We start from the raw sequence: 17,247 nt of genomic DNA, 5'->3' as shown, positions 1-17,247 counted from the left end.
CTTACCCATGGCCGGAGGGTAGCCCACGAATAAAGAGACACGCTCTAGGCCTGTCTGGCAATGCCCAGGGCCGTATCGGCGGCGTCTATGGGGGCGGTGTGGGACGCGGCCTAAACGCGCCGTTGCTGGCAGCGTCGCTGTCATGCCGGTCGAGGCGATCGACTGCTCGCTCGCTCCATGCCCGGATCACTGATGCCTGCTCGGGGGTCAGTGCGTCGAGGAAGTGGCGGCGGATGTTGCCGCCGTGCACGAGGACGGCTTTCTGGGCGGCGCGGCGCCCCTCGGCGGTCAGCCCGATCCCCGCGCGGCGACCATCGGCCCCATACTGAGTGCGCTGGACGAAGCCGCGCTTTTCCATACGCGTCAGCTGATGTGAGACGCGGCTCTTGTCCCAGTCGAGCGACTCGGAGAGCTCGCCGACACGCATCTCGCGGCCGGCGGCCTGCCACAGCGTCACCAGCACGCTGAACTCGGCCTTCGAGATGTCGCAGTCACGCTGTAGACCACGCTCCAGCTCCCTGGTGAGCAGGCGCTGCGCGCGCATCCAGGTATCCCAGAACTCCCACTCCTCGGGTTCCAGCGATCGAGTCTCCGTCATGTCGCCGAGGATACCGCTACCAGCAGAGTTGTCACTTCAACTCTCCTCACCATAGAGTTGACGTGACAACTCACCGGGAAGGAAGCCCATGCCACTCCGCATCGCACTCATCCTCGGAAGCACCCGCCCCGGCCGCCGCGGCGACCAGATCGCCGCCTGGGCACTGGAGGCCGCCCGTGCCCACGGTGGAGCCGACTACGAACTCGTCGACCTCGCCGACCACGACCTCGGCAACCTCGACGAGCCCGGCAACCCGAACTTCCAGCAGTACCAGCACGACCACACCCGCGCCTGGGGCTCACTCATCGACAGCTTCGACGGGTACGTGTTCCTCGTCCCCGAGTACAACCACTCCTACCCCGGAGCCCTGAAGAACGCCCTGGACTACGTCTACCGGGAGTGGAACGACAAGGCCGCCGGGATCATCAGCTACGGCGGCTGGGTCGCCGGGGCCCGGGCCGCCGAAGCGCTGCGGCTCGTCCTCGCCGAACTCCAGGTGGCCACGGTCCGCGCCCAGCCCACCATCTCGACACACCCCTCGTTCCACACCGGCACCTTCGTCCCCCAGCAGGGCCTCGACACCGCCGTGGCCGACATGCTCAACCAAGTGATCGCCTGGTCCGGCGCCCTGCAAGGGGTTCGCCAGGCCAAGACGCAGACGCCCACGGCTGCATAAGGCTCAGTTCGTGACCGATCACGTGACAGGACGCGGCGAACTGACGGACGCTGCATGGGAGGCGCTGAAGCCTCTGCTGCCAGCTACCGATGGACCCGGTCGGCCGTGGCCTGACCACCGGCATGTAATCCAACGGCGTGTCATGGCGGTTGCGAACAGGCGCTCCCTGGCGTGACATGCCGGAACTCTACGGGCCCTGGCCGACGGTTTATGAGCGGTTCGCCCGTTGGGAGCGGGACGAGACCTGGGCCCACCTCCTGGAGCAGACCTGCTACTGCCCGCCCTGCTCGTCGCGGCGCTTCTGCCAGCGCCGCTCGATCCGGTCCACCATCATCGACGACCTTGGCTGTCCGAGGCGGTGTCAGACGAGTTCCAGGCCGCCGTCCACGGTGACGACCTGGCCGGTGGCGTGCCGTCCCGCGGGGTCGGCCATCCGCAGGACCCAGTGGGCGATCTCTTCGGTGCCCGCGATGCGGTGGGTGGGGATGCGGTCGCGTTCATAGGCGTACATGTCGTCGGCGGCCTCGGGGGTGAGTCCGGCGTGCAGCATGACGTCGGTGCGGGTGGGGCCGGGCGCGACGGCGTTGACGCGGACTCCCTCCTCTGCGAGTTCCAGCGCCCAGCTTCGGGTGAGTTGTTCGACAGCGGCCTTGGTGGCCGCGTAGTGCGCGCCGCCCGGCATCGGCCGGTGCCCGTAGGTGCTGGAGAGGTTGATGATGGTGCCGGAGGTCTCGCGCAGGTGTGGCAGGGCGGCGTGGGCAAGGAGACTGGGCGCGACGATGTTCAGGGCGAGCAAGTTCGTGACAGTCTGCTCGTCGGTGTCGGCGAGTCTCATCACCGCTGTGGCACCCGCGTTGTTGACCAGGTGGTCAATGCGTCCCCACCGCTGGACGGCGGTCCTGATCACCTCGGCGGGGGCTCCCTCGGCGCAGACGTCGATCGCCAGGACGTCGATGCGGGGGTGACGGGCGGCGGTCTCCTTGAGCGGTACCTCGCGCCGTCCCACTCCGAGCACCTGCGCGCCCGCTTCGGCGAAGGCGACGGCAGTGGCCCGACCGATGCCGGAACCGGCTCCGGTCACCACGGCCACGTGGCCCTCAAAGGTCAAGTCGGAAAGGTCTGCGGACATCACATGTTCCTTCTGTCTTTACTGGTATGCACACCAAATACGGTGCGTCCCACCTCAACGGTTAAACACTAAACAGTGTGACACGGTACGTTGCTCGTCACGCGGTGGGGGCAAGCACCTTCACCAGGCCGTCCAGGTCGCCGGTGTGGGCGGCCGTCTGGAACGCCGAGGCGAAGCGGCGATGCGACTCGACGAAGACCGGGCGCTCCCGGCCGGACTCCAGCCGGGCCTTGCGCAGGATGTAGGCGGCCAGCCGGTCCGGCGTCAGTCGCACCATGAGCAGGGCCAGGCCCCGGCGACCGCAACGCTGCGCTCGACGATCAGTACGGGGTCCGGGACGGCCCCGTCACCGAAGCCGGCCAACTGCGGCTCGACCGGGACCTCGTGGCGGTGGCAGGCGGAGCGGACGACGTTGATGGCCAACCGCGTGGTCGCCGTCACCAGGACAGCGGTCGAGTCGTCGACCTGGGCACGCTGAGTGAGCTGCCAGCGCAGCCACACCTCCTGGACCACGTCCTCGGCTCCGGTGACGTCGCCGAGAATGCGTAGGCGATGCGGAAGAGCCGTGTCCGCTCGACTAGGAAGGTGTCGAGGGCCGCGTCCAAGTGGTCTTCGCCGACCGGTCGGGCGAGCGCGGGTTCGGTCGTCATGGTCTACCGGCCGGTCGCGGGCATGGGGAACTCCTCGTAGTGAAAGGGCCGCCCGTCCAGGGTGCGTCGCCGCCGGCACCCCGCCCCCGCGCCCCTGGCTCACCGTGGTGGAGTCGGTGGGTCCCCGCGGGGCTCCACCGATGGCCGGCTCCCGAACGTGTCGGGCTATCTTGATCCACCCCCATGGTGACCCCGTGGCCGAGCCTGCGGACCTCACTCATGATCCGCCGCCCGACCCGTACCCGCTACCGCATGAGGACGCTGATGTCGTCGTCGGCAAAGAGCTCAATCTGATGGTCGCTCTGGTGTGGTCCTCGGCCACCGGGAAGGGGGGTGGCGGGTTGTCGTTCCGCCGGGCCTCATGTCTCCGGCCTGATGCGGGACGTGGCGGCTGACGCTGGGAAGACGCCGCGGCTTATGTGAGGCGGAAGGGCGCGTCCGGTTCAGTTCCTGGTGCGGCGCTGCGGGGCGGCCGGTGTTTCGGGCAGGTGGCGCGATGCCCAGCCGGCCAGCTCCTCGAGGATGGGCATGAGGGCACTCCCGTCCGGGGTGAGCCGGTAGCGGACCGTGACCGGCGGTCCGGGCTCGACCTCGCGCACGGCCAGGCCCGCGCCGGACAGCTCGGAGAGGCGCTCCGAGAGAACGGAGTCGCTGATGCCATCCACCGCGCGCCGCAACTCGGCGTAGCCCAGGGGTCCGTGCTGCAGCGTGGCCAGGATGACGCCGTTCCACCGCTTGCCGAGGAAGCCGAACGCCCTCGTCAGGGCCCCGTCGCAGGCCGCCGGATGGTGCTGCCCGGTGAGGGTGTCGCCCGCGCGGGGCGACCGGGGGTCCGCTGCTTCCGTCATGTCTCCAGGATAGCGAGGTGCTACGCTCCCCTCTGCTGCTCTGTTTTTAGAAGTAACCTTGCTATACAGAGCAACTTCACATTTACTAGTCAGGAGAGTTCGACATGACCACTTCCACCCCTCTTTCCCGGGTCGGCGCCGACGCCCGGGCCGCGCTCTTCACCGACGCGCGCACCGCGTACTCCTTCACCGACACACCGGTCGACGACGCGACGCTGACAGGCATCTGGGAGCTGGCCCGCTGGGCCCCGACCGCCGCGAACCTGCAGCCCCTGCGCGTCCTGTACGTCCGCACTCCCGAGGGCAAGGAACGCCTGCTGCCGCACCTCGACGAGGGGAACCGGCCCAAGTCGGCCTCCGCCCCCGCCGTCGCGGTCCTGGCCGTGGATGACCGCTTCCACGAGCACATCCCGCACATCCTGCCGATCAAGCCCGAGCTGCGAGAGCACTTCGCCACCGATCCCGCCCAGCGAGACGGCATCACGTCCTTCAACGGCCCTCTTCAGGCGGGCTACTTCATCCTCGCCGTCCGCGCCTGCGGCCTCGCCGCCGGACCCATGGCCGGCTTCGACGCGGCGGGGATCGACAAGGAGTTCTTCCCCGACAGTTCCTGGCACTCCGTGCTCGTCGTGAACATCGGCCACCCTGCGGGCCCTCCGGCGTTCGACCGCATGCCGCGCCTCGCGCACGAGGATGCCGTCGCCTGGGTCTGAGCCGACGGGCTCTTGCGTCGACGACGACCGCGCCACGGCCGCTTATGCTGTCAGGTTGCCGGGGAGCAGGCTCAGCGGGCGCTCGTTGGTGTCGTTCTCTGTACCCGGCGTAGCAGTGCAGCTGACTAGCCGCTGCGCCTGGGCGCAGTCGACCGGCATCTGGCAGTACAGGTCCGGGGTGCCCAGTTGAGTACAGGACGCGCTTGGCCGCGCAGGACGGGGCGCTCGCGCTGCGAGGATACGGGTGGCCGCGTCCGGCTCGGAAGGCCATTCCTCTCCCTCTCCCCGGGGGGGCCGCGGCGTAGTTCAAGGGCGGGTGCTCACCAGAAGTACGGTGCCCACGAAGGTCAGCAGGGTCAGCGCGGTGACGGCGACAAGCAGCCACCGCATCCACCGAAGGGAGCTGCGGTGCCGGGCCGAGTCCGCCTGGGCGATGCTGTCGGCGATGTGCCGGGTCACCGTCCCGGCAACGTATTTCTGCTCGTCGAGGTACCACTCCTCGATGTCCCTCTTCTGCTGGTGACTCAGCCCGGCCGACTGCGCAGGAAAGGCAGCCACGCGCAACCGGGCAGCGCTGAGATGGGCCTCCTGGTACAGGTAGGCCTCCAGGTCGGCCAGCCCGCGAGCGGCCTGCTCCTCCGTGCTCATGAATGCGCTCCCGAAGTAGACGGCCCAGCGTCCGTGGCGAAGCCGGGCCCGCAAGGACGGCGCGGTGCCGCGAGCACCACGCCTCACTACTCAGGCGGTTCAGCCGGTGGCCCGTACCGCCTCGTCGACTGCCCGGGCGACGTCGCCCGGGCAGTCGACGGCGACCGTGTGGAAGGTGTCGACGATCATGACCACGGCTGTCGTGCGCTCGGCCCTGAAGATTTGCACCTGGGCCGGGATGTCATGGTCCTCGGTCGCCACCAGAACCTAGGACGACGTCACGCCTGGCGGGGGCGGGTGTGCTCTCGGGCAGTGACCTGTCAGCTGCCGGCCGCTGGGCGGGGGCCACAGGTCCTGCCTGGGCGTCGGCCAGGAACTTGCGGACGCCCTCGACGCCCACAGTTCGTGCAGCAGCGGCGGATTCGCGGTTCCGTTGGCGAACATCTGCGCGGCACGTTCGAGAACAGTGTCACTCATGGCGCGGTCCTTTACGGGCAGTGGGGTCGGGAGGCTCTTCCCTCGTCATAGACCGAGCCGAGGGGCCATGTGTGACGCGCCGGGCCATCGGGTACGGAACGCGCCGCCAGGTCGTCGATGTACAGCTCGACGTACTCGTTGCAGAACACGCTGAGGCCCACGATGCGATCGTAAGTGCAGGTGATGTCCTCGTGGATAGCGGTGTCGCTGTCGAAGGACCAGATCCGAGTGCCGCAGCCAGGTCCCGTCGACGGCCATGGGAAGGCGAGGTCGAACCGGGTCGGCTGGGTCGACTCGAAGGCCCGGGACACCAACCGCCCTCGCAGCGGCGCGATTCCGCCGTCATGGTCAACGGGGATCGGTGGAGTGGTGGACGTAGAGGCTGAGGCAGACGCCCGTGATCACCAGGCCGACGAGACTGCAGAGCGCGATCTCGCCGAGCAGGAACGACCAGTGTCCCGGGAAGACCAGGCGCCGGGCGGAGCGGGCCGTCCCGGTCAGGACCGGTGAGGGCGCACCAGGTGTTTCGCCAGGGCGACCCGCTGTCAGTGTGTGACGACGTTCTCCAGTTCCCTGCCCGCGACCAACCGGGCCAACTGCCGTCGCACAAGTGCTTCGAGACGGGGCCACAGGCAGGGGGTGAAAGCGCCGACGTGCGGGGTGACCAGGACGCCGGGCGCGGTCCAGAGCGGGTGGCCCAGCGGGAGCGGTTCGGGATCGGTCACGTCGAGGGCGGCCCGCAGCCGTCCGCCGTGCACCTCCTTCAACAGGGCGTCGGTGTCAACGACGGCGCCCCGGGACACGTTGACGAGCAGGGCGCCGTCCTTGACGCGGGACAGCAGTGCGGCATCGAAGAGTCCGCGGGTCGCCGCGGTCAGCGGAGTGCACAGCACGATCACGTCGGCGTCCGCGACGAGCCGGGGCAGCAGCGACACGGAGCGCACCGGCCCTTGGGGCGTGTCCCTGTCCGTGCGTCCGACGCGGGTGACGGCGCAGCCAAAGGGCGTCAAAAGCTCTTCCAAGGCGGAGCCGACGGCGCCGTGACCGACGATGAGCACGGAACGACCGTGCAGGGTGGAGAAGGTCCGCGGGTCCCAGTCCTCCCGGTCCTGGGCGCGCAGTGACTCCGGTATGCCGCGCAGGCTGGCGAGGATCAGCGTCAGGGCCAGTTCGGCGGTGCCGGCAGCCGACACCCCCTTCGCTCTGCACAAGGTCACCTCACGGGGCAGCCGGTCCAGTGCCGCCCGCAGCTCCTCGGTTCCGGCGCTGAGCGCCTGCACCACCTGCAGCCTGGTCATCCGGGCCAGCGGCCGGGAAATGACGCCGATGTCCATGGTCAGCGGGGGCACGTAGAACGCCACCTCGGCCGGGTCCGTGGGAAAAGCCGAACGAACGTCCCAGCGGGCGTAGTCGAGGCCCGGGGGCAGATCGGCAAGGTTGCCGAACTGTGCGGGCAGCCAAACCTGGTGGGATCGCGCGGTCATGACGACGTACTCCGCTCTCACGACATTTTCCGGTGCTCCGGCCCGGTCCCAGAACGTCCCGGAAGAGTCACGGGCAGAGCCGATCCTTTGACTGCGCTCCGTGTACTTCTGTGACAGCGATCGCAACTGCGGTCGTCCCCTGACTGTCACACACTATGTCCATACGTTGTCATCTCGGCCATGCACACTATCCTCAACGGCCCGTCGCACCTTCGACGTCAGTCCGACTCCTACGCGGTCACCGCGGAGTTCTACGACATCTTGCAGGCCGACGCGGACGAAGCCCGGGTCCGTCGGCTCTACGCACGCCAGATCGCCGACGCCCGCACCGGTGTGCTCGACGTCGGGGCCGGAACCGGGCGGGTGACCATCCTGGCCCTCGCCGACTCCGGGGTCGACGTGCACGCCGTCGAGCCGGCCAGGGCCATGCGTACGTCGCTGCTGACCCGGCTCGCAGCCCTGCCTTCCGAGCAGCGGGACCGGGTCACCGTGCACCCGCACTCCCTGGACGAGACCGCGCTGGACGCGGTCGCGGACGTGGCCGTCTGTCACAACATGGTGGGCTGCCTTCCCCCCGGCGTTCGCGAGAAGTTGTGGCCTGCGCTCGGCAGGGCCCTTACCCCCGGCAGCTTGCTGTTGGTGCAACTGCCGCCGGCCCGGCTCCCGACCCGCACCGTCGTGCGCGTGCTCGCCGACAAGCGGGTCGGCACGCACGTCTACGGCGGGCGCATGACGATGTCGGCCGCCGGCTACCGCATCAGGACCCGCGCCGACTACTGGGTCAGGGACGCCGAGGACGTGCTGCGGGAACACACCGAGACGTTCTGGATGTGGCCCGCGACGCGCGCCCAATTGACCCACGAGCTGGCAGCGCACGGGTTTGCCCCCCTTCCGGGGTACGAGGAGTCGGAGCTGCTGGCCGTGACGCTGCGCCGCCGGTGAGACGCCATACCTCACAAGCTCGTCATGCATGCCTCAGCACGCCCCACGGTCGTCGGAGCCTGCCTCATCGGACTCTCGCTCACCTCGACGACCGCCCAGGCCACCACCGGCGCCAGCGGTCGGGTCCTGGCCCAGCGGACCGTCGGCGACACCACGGCGCCCTGTACGCGTTCGCCAAGTCGGGCACACTGAGTCACTTCAACGCCTCCTGCGCCGCCGACGGCGTGTACAAAAGGGCAGCATCCTGAATGAGCCGTCGGGCGCAAGCCACGTGCGCATCGGCGAGAACCGGGGAGCCACCGACGTCGTCCTGGAGGTCCTCTCCGTCCTGCCGCACGGCGGCTTTCACAGCCTCCGCCACCACGCGGTCCCCGGCCCCGCGACGGCAAAGGAGGAGCATGGCAGGGCCATTCATCACCCGTGCCTGGACGACCGCTGGTCTCCGGGGGGCCCGTCCACGGGACTTCCCACGCCGGTCAAGGAGAGACATGAGGGGATTCGAGACGCCGACCGCCGGACCGATCCCGCCGCCGTCACCGGCTTGCTTGCCGCGAAGACCGTCGTCCCGTGGGGACGGCTCCGCGTGCTCCGGGAGGAGATCGACGAAGTGGACCCCGGATCCACACGGTGGCCGAGAAGATCAAACACATACCCGCACAGGGCGAGCACCAGATGCCGTCGGCGGACGAAGGGAGCGCCACGGGGGCTCGCTCCGTCACGGCCCGCCGTACCGGACAGCCTGAGCAACGGTGTGTTCTGCGGGGCACAAACCACTCTGTTCTTGGCCCACAGGGCCGCTGCATCTGATGTGCGCCACCATCCCCCGGTGCACCGGGGCGGGGCAGGAACGAGCCGCGGGTGTTTGACGCTCTTCCGGCCCTCCTACCCGACGCCACCCCATCACCGGGAGACCCCGTCCACGTGAGCGTCCCGTCGCCAGGGAAGCCAGGAGCCGCGCACGTCCGCAGCAACCGGCGAAGCCGCCGAAGTGCCCCGGGCTACGGCAAGCCGAGCGACGAACTGGGCGACGGAGGCACAACGTACGGCAACCCGACGGGGCAGATCCTGGCGTACTTCTAACGCCGGGGACCCCGAGGTCCGCGCCCGCGACGTCGTGTCGAGGGACGCGGCACCGACAGCGGCAGCATCAATGCGTCCGCAGCCCGCTCGACCGTCTCATCAGCGCCTCGCGCGTCCGGCGGGCCGGCCGGGGACTGCACGTGCCGTCATGCCGTGAGCCGGTCTCCGGACTGTGCGGGCTCCTCTCCTCCGCGCAGTTCACCGCGGGAGACGAATGCCTCCCTCGGGTGCTGCACCGACGCCAGCGAGACGATGTCGCGGCCGTAGAGAAGGGCCGTGACCCACACTGCGAACACACGCGTCTTGCGTTCCCAGCTCGGTATGGCCAGAACGTGGTAGCCGCGGTGCATCAGCCAGGCCGGGAACCCTTTGACGACCAGGCGCCGGTACTGGAAGATGCCGCGGCCGAGCCCGAGGGTGGCCACCACACCGAGACTGCGGTGCACGTAGTCCTTGGTCGGACGGCCGCGCAGCGACGCCAGGATGTTCTTCGCCAGCAACTTGCCCTGGCGGACGGCGTGCTGGGCATTGGGCACGGTGCGCGCGCCGGCCCTCCCGGCCGCAAGATCGGGGACCGAGGCGTCGTCCCCCGCCGCCCAGGCGTCGGGCACCACCTCGGTGCCCGTGGTGACCCTCAGGTCCGCCCGGACGGTGAGCAGGCCCCGCTCGTCGACGGGCAGATCGCTGTGGTTGTGCACGATCGGGTTGGCGGCGTTGCCGGCCGTCCACACCAGCAGGCCCGAGTCGTACTCGGTACCGTCCGACAGCCGCACCCGGCCGCCCTCGGCGGAGACCATCTGGGTGTTCAGGTGCACCCGCGCCCCCCGCTTCTCCAGTGAACGCACCACCCAGGCGCCCGGCCGGTCCGTGACTTCGGGCAGGATCCGGTCCCGTGCCTCGACCAGGTGGAAGGCCGGTTCGTCGGGGCCGATCTCCGGGTACTGCTTGAGCAATGCGGTCGCCAGGGCCAGCAGTTCACCGAATCCCTCCACTCCGGAGAATCCGCCACCGACGACGGTGACGGTGAGCAGTTTGGTGCGTTCGGGGCCGCGCTGCAGACCGGCCGCACGGTCGAACGAGGTGAGGAGGCGGTCGCGGATCGCCACCGCCTCCTCGACGTGCTTGAGTCCGTACGCCTGATCGCTGAGCCCCGGGATCGGGAAGGTCCGGGTGACCGCCCCCGCCGTCACCACCAGCACGTCGTAGTGCAGGTCGAGGGATGGCCCGGACTCCGGGCGGACCGTGACCGTGCGCGCGCTGTGGCGGATTTCCGTCACCGAGCCCGCCACCAGACGCGTGGAGTGGAGGTGACGGCGGAGCGAAACCGCCGCGTGCCGGGCCTCCACCGAACCGGCAACGACCTCGGGCAGGAAGGGCTGGTACGTCATGTACGGGCGGGGGTCGACGACGGTGACGCGCGCCTCGCCCGGCCGCAGTCCCTTCTCCAGGCCCCACGCGGTGTAGAAGCCCGCGTACCCGCCACCCACGATCAAGATCTCACGCACGGTGTCCTCTGTTCCTCTCGGTCCTCACCCTCTAGACCGGTCGTCGGCACTCGGTGTGACACTGTGATCAGTTCAGGTGCCAGGGCACCGCTCGACTGTCCGGCCGGGGTGTGGAAGACGACCTTCTCGAGGGACGCGGGCGCGGTGGGCTCGCCAACCTGACCGGCCCTTGCGGCAGGAGCAGTCCCAGCGCGATCCGCCGACCGGACAGACGAACGGCAGCGCCGGCGTCCAGGTGAGAAGGACAGCGCTCAGTCCGCGTCAGGGCCAGCTGCGGCTCAAGCGGGGAAGCCGAACAGCCGGTACTCGGATGTCGTCGTGAAGCCGAAACGTCGGTACAACGGTTCGCCCGCAGGGCTGGCCACCAGCGCGGCGCAGCGCATCCCGCGCTGCCGTCCCACCTGGAGCGCTGCCTCCGTCAGGGCCGCACCGACACCCCGCCGGCGATGTGCTTCGGTCACGTGGACGAGGAAGATCCCGGCCACCCCGTGGGCGGTGATCACCACGGTCGTCCCGACCACTCGGCCGTTGCGCACCGCGGCCAGCCGGATGATGTCGGCGTTGTCCTCGCGCCCCGACTCGATGCGCGTCATCTCGGCCTCCAGCCCGGGCTCGACACCCATCGACGCCCGGTATGTCCGGACGAACTCGGCCAGCCGTTCGTCGTCCCGGACCGGCTCCACCCGCAAACCGGTGTGGGTGGCGTGCGGGACTGTGCCCGGGTCGGCCGGTTCGTCGAGCGTGCGAACCATCACGGGGAGGGCCGTGAGCTCTCGTCCACCGCGGCGCCGCAGGAAGCCGGCGGTGTCCTCGGGGCTGTCGGGTCCGACCCACCACCACCAGGGAACGTTCGCGAACTCCTTGCGTACGGCCGCCACGTCCACCCCCTCCGCGGAAACCGACCTTACGCGCACGACGCCGTTGAACTGCGGTGCGGCGAGCCCGCTACGGAACTGGTCGACGGTGTTGCCCGCTCGGCCTTGTGTCCCCCATCCCATCAGGTACTGACGGAAGTTGGCGAACACCGAGGCCATGTCGCCGGGTTCCCGCGAAGCCTCGGCGCCTCGTGTCCCGTTCTTCGACGTGCTGATCTGGCTCACCGGATCCATCGTTGCCGCTCTCCTCCTCAACTCGTGGGGCTGCACATCACCATGTGCGTTGTGTTCCGTTCCGCGGCTTAAATGATCCCGGCCGGGTTGGTGAGGATCACTCACTCCCCCGTCTCGTGCATACGCGTGGACCGGGCACTGGTTCTTGGCGCCCCGTCATGATCGGGACAGGTCTTGGGAGCGGGGCCGGCGGCCGCCCGCGCTGTGGGGCCTGTCGGTTCTACCTCACCGTGCCCGCGCGCTGTCGAGGACGTCCGGCAGGGCTCGGCGGGAGCTGATGCCGAGCTTCACGTAGACCTTCCGCAGATGCCATTCCACGGTGTGGGGGCTGATGAAGAGCTCCGCGCCGATCCGCGCGTTCGTCATGCCGTCGGCGGCGAGGGCTGCCACCTGCGACTCCTGCGGGGTGAGAACCTTCGCCGGTGTGGTCTCCCGCGCGGTCACCTGCTCGCCGGTGGCGATGAGTTCACGGCGGGACCGTTCGGCGAACGCGTGAGCCGGCATCGCGTCGAACATGTCGTGGGCCGTGCGGAGATGCTCGCGGGCCTGCGCGCGGCGCTGTGTGCGCCGCAGCCACTCGCCGTACAGCAGGTGGGTGCGTGCCACTTCCACGACAACCCCGCCGCGGCCGAATTCCTTGATCGCCGTGCGGTACAAGCGATCGGCCGCCTCGCCGTCGGCCAGCAGCGCCTCACTGCGGGCGCTCGCGCCGCGCGCCCACCCGGAGTCGGCGGCGCGGGTGAGTTCGGTGAGGCGGGCCAGTGAGGCGCGGGCCTGGTCGAGTTCACCGCATCGCGTCGCGGCCTCGACGTGTTCGACCAGCGACAGGCCGGTGAAGTTGAACCCGTCGTGTTCGATGCCGGTGCGTGCGGCCTCCAGCGCCTCTTCGTAGCGGGCCAGTCCGTTGAAGAGCACGCCCTGGATGTAGCCCATGGCTCCGAGCAGGGATACTTCGCCCCGCTGCACGGCGCGCTCTTTGGCCTCTTTGATGATGTCGGCGGCGACATCCGCCTCGCCCCGCCACGCGGCCAGGACGAGCGCGGCGTATTTGTGCGGGGCGTGGCCGGTCGCGGAGGCGATCGCGTCGGCTTCGTCGATCATCCGGTCGGCCTCGGCGAAGTCGCCGTAGTGGATGTGCACCCCGCCCGCGTAGATCAGGGCCGGCGGCAGGCTGCCGAGTGCTCCGATGTCGCGGGCCAGACGCACCGCACGAGTCGAGAGCGTGTCCCAGGCATGCAGGTCCCAGGCCCAGTGAATGAACGACTCGAGCGCCACCGGGGCAAGCAGCAGCCACCGTACGGTCGCCTCCCGCGTCCGGAGCTCTTCGTGCTCGAGCAGGTCGAGTGCCTCGCGCAGGGCCGGGACGGCCGTCTCCGAGCCGTCGGCGAGCAGGGCCGCCACACCGTCCAAGAGAGCGTCGGCGGCTTTGGAGCCCGAAGAGGGCGCACCGGAGGCGCGGGCTGCGACGGCGGCGGCGCGGGCGCCTGTCGGACCATGGACCCGGCCGGCGAAGATGGTCGCGCTGATCGCCTCCAGATACGTTTCCCGCGCCAGCGGAGATCCGGCCGCGGTGAACTGTGCCGCGGCGTTCAGGAGCAGTGGTGCCGCCTCGTCGCTGCGGCTGCGGGCGAACAGGATTCTGGCCCGCAGACGTGCCAGGCGAGCCCGGTCCAGGACGCTGAGGGGATACAGGTCGGCCACCGCGGCCAGTTCCGTGGCCCGTTCGGGTGCGGCGGCCGAGAAGTGTGCCTCTGCCGCCGCAAGGGCCCGGCGCCCTCGCGGCCAGGGATCGGGCGTCACCTCCACCGCGCGTTCCAGCAGAACCGCCTCGGCCGCGATGCCTCCGCGCTGCCGGGCGCGGTCGGCGGCCTGCTCCAGTCCTGCGGCAACCTCCTCGTCCGGCCCGTCGGCTGCCTGCGCGGCGTGCCAGGCGCGCCGGTCAGGGTCCAGGAGGGGGTCCGTGGCTTCGGCCAGGGCCCGGTGCACCGCACGGCGGTCCTCCGGCTCGGCTCCGTGGTAGACCGCCGAACGGACCAGCGGATGCCGGAACCGTACGGGCTCGCCGAACTCGATCAGGCCGGCTTCCTTGGCCGGTGCGGCGTCCGGGGTGATGCCGAGGGAAGCGGCCGCGCGGATCAGCAGGCGTACGTCGCCCACCGGTTCGGCCGCAGCGATCAGCAGCAGGGTGCGGGTCGCGGCGGGCAGCGCACCGAGCCGCCCGGCGAAATCACGCTCGACGCGGCCGGCCACCGGCCCTTGGACGACCGGGGCACTCGACGCGTCGACGCCGTAGGCGAGTTCGGCGGCGCTGCGGCCGCGGGAGAATTCCAGCAGCGCCAGCGGATTGCCGTGTGTCTCGGCCACGAACCGGTCCCGGACCCGCTCCTCCAGGCGTCCCCCTACAGCTCCCTCCAGGAGTTCCCCGGCCGAAGCGGCGTCTAGTCCCTTCAGTTGCAGTGCCGGCAGGCCCGCGAGCGCGGACTGCCCCTCGGGGTCGCGGACCGCGAACACCATGGCGACCGGCTCCGCGAGCAGTCGCCGGGCCACGAACTCAAGTGTCTGCAACGACACTTGGTCCAGCCACTGGGCATCGTCCACCAGCACCAGCACCGGCTGGGTCTCCGAGGCGCGGGTGAGCAGGGTCAGAACGGCGAGACCGACCAGGAAACGGTCGGGCGGATCGCCGACCGCGGTCCCGAACGCCACGCGCAGGGCGTCACGTTGGGGTTGCGGCAGTTCTTCGACACCGTCCAGGAACGGCGCGCACGCCTGGTGCAGGCTCGCGTAAGGGAGCTCCATGTCGGCCTCGACACCGCGGGCCCAGGTCACCTGCACCCGGGACGCCTGCGCAGCGACGTACTCCAGTAGCACCGACTTGCCGATGCCCGCCTCGCCCCGGACGACCATGACGCGGGAACCGCCGGCCCGAACGCCGGCCAGCAGGTTGTCGAGCGCCGTGCACTCACGCTGCCGGCCGACCAGAGCGGAAAGCGGGCTGGCGATCATGCGACTCGGCTCCTCGGCGGGATCCGGGGGAACAGTGCTCCCACAGCGGTGTTCGGAAGAATCCTTGTCACGATACCCGCGGCCCCTCCCCCACGGTGCGGACAGACAGTGTGACTACATCCACGCCCGGAAACCCGCTGAGGTTGTCACAAATCGTGGGCCTGTCCGGTCTCTCCCAACCAATGATCATGTCGGTTGCCTGTCGTGGGAGGACCCATGTCTTCGCTGGGCCATCAGCTCACCACGTCCGTCCTCGTGGTGGGAAGCGGTGCGTCAGGCCTCCGAGCGGGCGTCGAGGTCGCCGAGGCCGGTGTCGCGGTCGCCGTGGTCACGGAACGGGCCCGGGCCGGCGCGGCGTGAAACGATGCCATTGGGCGCCCGCCGCTGCCCGCCTTTCCGACACCGGGGAGCGGCACTCGGCTGACGCGTCCCGGCAGAGCTGCTTGCCGGCCGCTCTGCCGGGCGAGCGGATCGTGCCACGCGCCGCCGCGCAGCCCGTCGACGGCGTTGAGCCCACGGCAGACGCCCCGACCGCACGCCCACCACCCGGCTCACCGGCCCGGACCTGCACCGAACCCTGCGTGTGCGCGGGCGGTAACTCGCCATCCCCGTCCTGCCGCACGTGTTTCGCAGTCGGGGAAACAGCAGTCGGCTGCCCGCCCCGACCGGAATCTGCGAGCCATGGCGCGGTGGGTCCGACGACGCCGGACCCGCCGTGTGTGGGTGATCGACAGCGGCGCGAAATCTTTCCGCGCCGCCTTGTCACAGATGCCGGGGCCGCCCGGTCAGGAGGGTACGAGCCATCGCGGCCGGTGCCCTGGACGAGGTCGCCGCAGACCCACCGGGCACCGTGCGAGATCAGTGAAGGGAAAGTCCATGAAGGTCGTAGTGATCGGCGGAACCGGACTCATCGGTTCCAAGGTCGTCTCCAAGCTCAACGAACACGGTCACGAGGCGGTGGCCGCCTCCCCGAACACCGGAGTCAACACGGTCACCGGCGAAGGCCTGGCCGAGGTCCTGAAGGGCGCCTCCGTCGTCGTCGACGTCTCCAACTCCCCCTCCTTCGACGACGACGCGGTGATGGAGTTCTTCCGCGCCTCCACCACCAACCTGCTCGCCGCGGAGGCTGCCGCCGGCGTCACCCACCATGTGGCGCTGTCCGTCGTAGGCACCGACCGCCTCCAGCAGGCCGGCTACTTCCAGGCCAAGCAGGTCCAGGAGGACATGATCCGGGACTCCGGAATGCCGTACTCGATCGTCCACGCCACGCAGTTCTTCGAGTTCGCCAAGACCCTCGCGGACTCGGCGACCAGCGGTGACACGGTGTCCGTCGCCCCCATCAAGATCCAGCCCATCTTCTCGGGCGACGTGGCCGCAGCCGTCGGCCGCACAGCGGTCGGCACTCCGGTCAACGGCATCGTCGAGGTCGCCGGCCCCGACACCTTCACCATGGAGGACTTCATCCGCAAGGCCCTCGCGGCCCACGACGACCCCCGCACGGTCGTGACGGACCCGGAGGGTCTCTACTGGGGCGCCGCCCTCAAGGAGTCCGACCTGCTGCCCGGCCCCGACGCACGACTCGGCGAGACCCACTTCGCCGACTGGAGCAGCAAGCAGTAACGGCGAGCACGAAGCCGACCGCCCCGAAATCGCAGCAACAGCACGTCAGTTCACCGCCCATCACTCGAAAATCAGGATCCCTACATGGACGCGCGCATCAACTACTTCGGCAACGCTCTCGCGGGCAAGGTCATGAAGCACCTCAACTCGGCCGGGGCCGCTGTGCACTCGGCGCTGCCCGTGGCCACCCAGGAGCTGGTGAAGATCCGGGCCAGCCAGATCAACGGCTGCGGGTTCTGCACCGACATGCACACCAAGGACGCCGTCGCCGCGGGTGAGGACCAGCAGCGGCTGCACCTGGTGGCTGCCTGGCGCGAGGCCACCGTCTTCACCGACGCCGAGCGCGCGGCGTTGGAGGTCACCGAGCAGGGCACCCGCATCGCCGACGCGGCGGGCGGGGTGTCGGACGATGCCTGGGCCGACGCGGCGAAGCACTACGACGAGGACCAGCTCGCCGCGCTGATCTCGTTGATCGCGATCATCAACGCCTACAACCGCATCAACGTCATCAACCAGCAGCCCGCTGGCGGCTACAAGCCGGGCATGTTCGGCTGACCTCTCCCGTTCCGGCCCCGCCGGACGCCCACCGTCCGTCTCCCGCTCACCCCGGCCCACCGAGCGGGAGACGGATAATCGCGCACCCCGCGTCCACACGACGCCGACGCCACACCGCGAAGCGCAACACCCCAAGTCCCACGCGACGGTTCACCTGCGAACCACCGCCCCCGGGTGATACGCGACGCGCCACCCGCCACCCCACCC

17 protein-coding genes and 1 pseudogene are annotated in these 17,247 nt (G+C 69.8%); 7 read left to right on the top strand and 11 right to left on the bottom strand.

The features are described from left to right. Positions 1–85 precede the first annotated feature (85 nt). The gene (locus AOJ26_RS31085; RefSeq protein ID WP_053851700.1) at positions 86–598 is read right to left on the bottom strand and encodes a MarR family winged helix-turn-helix transcriptional regulator; all 513 of its coding nucleotides are present in this window, start codon (positions 596–598) and stop codon (positions 86–88) included. Positions 599–686: 88 nt separating this feature from the next. Between AOJ26_RS31085 and AOJ26_RS31080 the strand changes: the two genes are divergently transcribed. Together AOJ26_RS31080 and AOJ26_RS42310 are read left to right on the top strand one after the other, a co-directional pair. Beyond that, on the top strand, positions 687–1,274 hold the full coding sequence (locus AOJ26_RS31080) for an NADPH-dependent FMN reductase (RefSeq protein WP_053851699.1): 588 nt from the start codon (positions 687–689) through the stop codon (positions 1,272–1,274). 22 nt (positions 1,275–1,296) lie between these two features. Beyond that, positions 1,297–1,540, top strand: a pseudogene (locus AOJ26_RS42310) (transposase); the annotation flags it as partial. Between the two features lie 95 nt (positions 1,541–1,635). Here the strand turns inward: AOJ26_RS42310 and AOJ26_RS31075 are convergent. The 4 genes from AOJ26_RS31075 to AOJ26_RS31060 form a co-directional block, all read right to left on the bottom strand. Further along, positions 1,636–2,403, bottom strand: coding sequence for an SDR family NAD(P)-dependent oxidoreductase (locus AOJ26_RS31075; RefSeq protein WP_053851698.1), 768 nt, complete (start codon positions 2,401–2,403; stop codon positions 1,636–1,638). Between the two features lie 97 nt (positions 2,404–2,500). After that, positions 2,501–2,680 (bottom strand): hypothetical protein, encoded by a 180-nt coding sequence (locus AOJ26_RS44615; protein WP_053851697.1) that lies wholly within the window; start codon positions 2,678–2,680, stop codon positions 2,501–2,503. After that, positions 2,668–2,916, bottom strand: a complete 249-nt coding sequence (locus AOJ26_RS44610; protein WP_053851696.1) for a hypothetical protein — start codon at positions 2,914–2,916, stop codon at positions 2,668–2,670. The genes AOJ26_RS44615 and AOJ26_RS44610 overlap by 13 nt, the downstream gene beginning before the upstream one ends. A 580-nt stretch (positions 2,917–3,496) precedes the next feature. Next, a complete protein-coding gene (locus AOJ26_RS31060; RefSeq protein ID WP_053851695.1) occupies positions 3,497–3,901 on the bottom strand; it encodes a winged helix-turn-helix transcriptional regulator in 405 nt (134 codons plus the stop codon). 104 nt (positions 3,902–4,005) lie between these two features. Between AOJ26_RS31060 and AOJ26_RS31055 the strand changes: the two genes are divergently transcribed. After that, a complete protein-coding gene (locus AOJ26_RS31055) occupies positions 4,006–4,614 on the top strand; it encodes a malonic semialdehyde reductase (protein ID WP_053851694.1) in 609 nt (202 codons plus the stop codon). 306 nt (positions 4,615–4,920) lie between these two features. On the opposite strand, the gene AOJ26_RS31050 is transcribed toward AOJ26_RS31055, so the two are convergent. From AOJ26_RS31050 to AOJ26_RS31040, 3 genes are all read right to left on the bottom strand, one after another. Continuing rightward, the gene (locus tag AOJ26_RS31050) at positions 4,921–5,262 is read right to left on the bottom strand and encodes a hypothetical protein (RefSeq protein WP_053851693.1); all 342 of its coding nucleotides are present in this window, start codon (positions 5,260–5,262) and stop codon (positions 4,921–4,923) included. Positions 5,263–5,361: 99 nt separating this feature from the next. Next, positions 5,362–5,523: a hypothetical protein gene (locus AOJ26_RS43630; protein WP_159044429.1), complete on the bottom strand. Its 162-nt coding sequence runs from the start codon at positions 5,521–5,523 to the stop codon at positions 5,362–5,364. A 761-nt stretch (positions 5,524–6,284) separates the two neighbouring features. Then, complete coding sequence (locus AOJ26_RS31040; RefSeq protein WP_053851702.1) at positions 6,285–7,223, bottom strand: 2-hydroxyacid dehydrogenase; 939 nt, start codon at positions 7,221–7,223, stop codon at positions 6,285–6,287. 180 nt (positions 7,224–7,403) lie between these two features. Here AOJ26_RS31040 and AOJ26_RS31035 point away from each other — a divergent pair, with 180 nt between their 5' ends. Beyond that, the gene (locus tag AOJ26_RS31035; protein WP_053851691.1) at positions 7,404–8,165 is read left to right on the top strand and encodes a class I SAM-dependent methyltransferase; all 762 of its coding nucleotides are present in this window, start codon (positions 7,404–7,406) and stop codon (positions 8,163–8,165) included. Between the two features lie 1,226 nt (positions 8,166–9,391). Here the strand turns inward: AOJ26_RS31035 and AOJ26_RS31020 are convergent. The 3 genes from AOJ26_RS31020 to AOJ26_RS31010 all read right to left on the bottom strand — a co-directional run bounded on the left by AOJ26_RS31020 (position 9,392) and on the right by AOJ26_RS31010 (position 14,865). Further along, complete coding sequence (locus tag AOJ26_RS31020) at positions 9,392–10,750, bottom strand: NAD(P)/FAD-dependent oxidoreductase (protein WP_053851688.1); 1,359 nt, start codon at positions 10,748–10,750, stop codon at positions 9,392–9,394. A gap of 278 nt (positions 10,751–11,028) precedes the next feature. Then, complete coding sequence (locus AOJ26_RS31015) at positions 11,029–11,850, bottom strand: GNAT family N-acetyltransferase (protein WP_234358714.1); 822 nt, start codon at positions 11,848–11,850, stop codon at positions 11,029–11,031. 234 nt (positions 11,851–12,084) lie between these two features. Then, entirely contained in the window at positions 12,085–14,865 is a 2,781-nt protein-coding gene (locus tag AOJ26_RS31010; RefSeq protein ID WP_053851687.1) for a helix-turn-helix transcriptional regulator, read from the bottom strand. Positions 14,866–15,081: 216 nt separating this feature from the next. Between AOJ26_RS31010 and AOJ26_RS43065 the strand changes: the two genes are divergently transcribed. The 3 genes from AOJ26_RS43065 to AOJ26_RS31000 all read left to right on the top strand — a co-directional run bounded on the left by AOJ26_RS43065 (position 15,082) and on the right by AOJ26_RS31000 (position 17,040). Next, positions 15,082–15,225, top strand: coding sequence for an FAD-binding protein (locus AOJ26_RS43065; RefSeq protein WP_107092854.1), 144 nt, complete (start codon positions 15,082–15,084; stop codon positions 15,223–15,225). Positions 15,226–15,741: 516 nt separating this feature from the next. Further along, positions 15,742–16,485: an SDR family oxidoreductase gene (locus AOJ26_RS31005; protein ID WP_053851686.1), complete on the top strand. Its 744-nt coding sequence runs from the start codon at positions 15,742–15,744 to the stop codon at positions 16,483–16,485. Positions 16,486–16,569: 84 nt separating this feature from the next. Next, positions 16,570–17,040 (top strand): carboxymuconolactone decarboxylase family protein, encoded by a 471-nt coding sequence (locus tag AOJ26_RS31000; RefSeq protein ID WP_053851685.1) that lies wholly within the window; start codon positions 16,570–16,572, stop codon positions 17,038–17,040. Positions 17,041–17,247 lie beyond the last annotated feature (207 nt).

Source organism: Streptomyces sp. NRRL B-24085, from assembly GCF_001282115.1.
Taxonomy (GTDB): Bacteria; Actinomycetota; Actinomycetes; order Streptomycetales; family Streptomycetaceae; genus Streptomyces.
Note: the sequence above shows the minus strand (reverse complement) of the source record. Positions and strands in the feature narration are given on the sequence as shown.

Excerpts from the sequence above, each read along its gene's own strand:
- AOJ26_RS31085 (WP_053851700.1), bottom strand. The coding sequence starts at position 598 with ATGACGGAGACTCGATCGCTGGAACCCGAGGAGTGGGAGTTCTGGGAT.
- AOJ26_RS31080 (WP_053851699.1), top strand. The coding sequence starts at position 687 with ATGCCACTCCGCATCGCACTCATCCTCGGAAGCACCCGCCCCGGCCGC.
- AOJ26_RS31075 (WP_053851698.1), bottom strand. The coding sequence starts at position 2,403 with ATGTCCGCAGACCTTTCCGACTTGACCTTTGAGGGCCACGTGGCCGTG.
- AOJ26_RS44615 (WP_053851697.1), bottom strand. The coding sequence starts at position 2,680 with ATGGTGCGACTGACGCCGGACCGGCTGGCCGCCTACATCCTGCGCAAG.
- AOJ26_RS31060 (WP_053851695.1), bottom strand. The coding sequence starts at position 3,901 with ATGACGGAAGCAGCGGACCCCCGGTCGCCCCGCGCGGGCGACACCCTC.
- AOJ26_RS31055 (WP_053851694.1), top strand. The coding sequence starts at position 4,006 with ATGACCACTTCCACCCCTCTTTCCCGGGTCGGCGCCGACGCCCGGGCC.
- AOJ26_RS31050 (WP_053851693.1), bottom strand. The coding sequence starts at position 5,262 with ATGAGCACGGAGGAGCAGGCCGCTCGCGGGCTGGCCGACCTGGAGGCC.
- AOJ26_RS31040 (WP_053851702.1), bottom strand. The coding sequence starts at position 7,223 with ATGACCGCGCGATCCCACCAGGTTTGGCTGCCCGCACAGTTCGGCAAC.
- AOJ26_RS31035 (WP_053851691.1), top strand. The coding sequence starts at position 7,404 with ATGCACACTATCCTCAACGGCCCGTCGCACCTTCGACGTCAGTCCGAC.
- AOJ26_RS31010 (WP_053851687.1), bottom strand. The coding sequence starts at position 14,865 with ATGATCGCCAGCCCGCTTTCCGCTCTGGTCGGCCGGCAGCGTGAGTGC.
- AOJ26_RS43065 (WP_107092854.1), top strand. The coding sequence starts at position 15,082 with ATGTCTTCGCTGGGCCATCAGCTCACCACGTCCGTCCTCGTGGTGGGA.
- AOJ26_RS31005 (WP_053851686.1), top strand. The coding sequence starts at position 15,742 with ATGAAGGTCGTAGTGATCGGCGGAACCGGACTCATCGGTTCCAAGGTC.
- AOJ26_RS31000 (WP_053851685.1), top strand. The coding sequence starts at position 16,570 with ATGGACGCGCGCATCAACTACTTCGGCAACGCTCTCGCGGGCAAGGTC.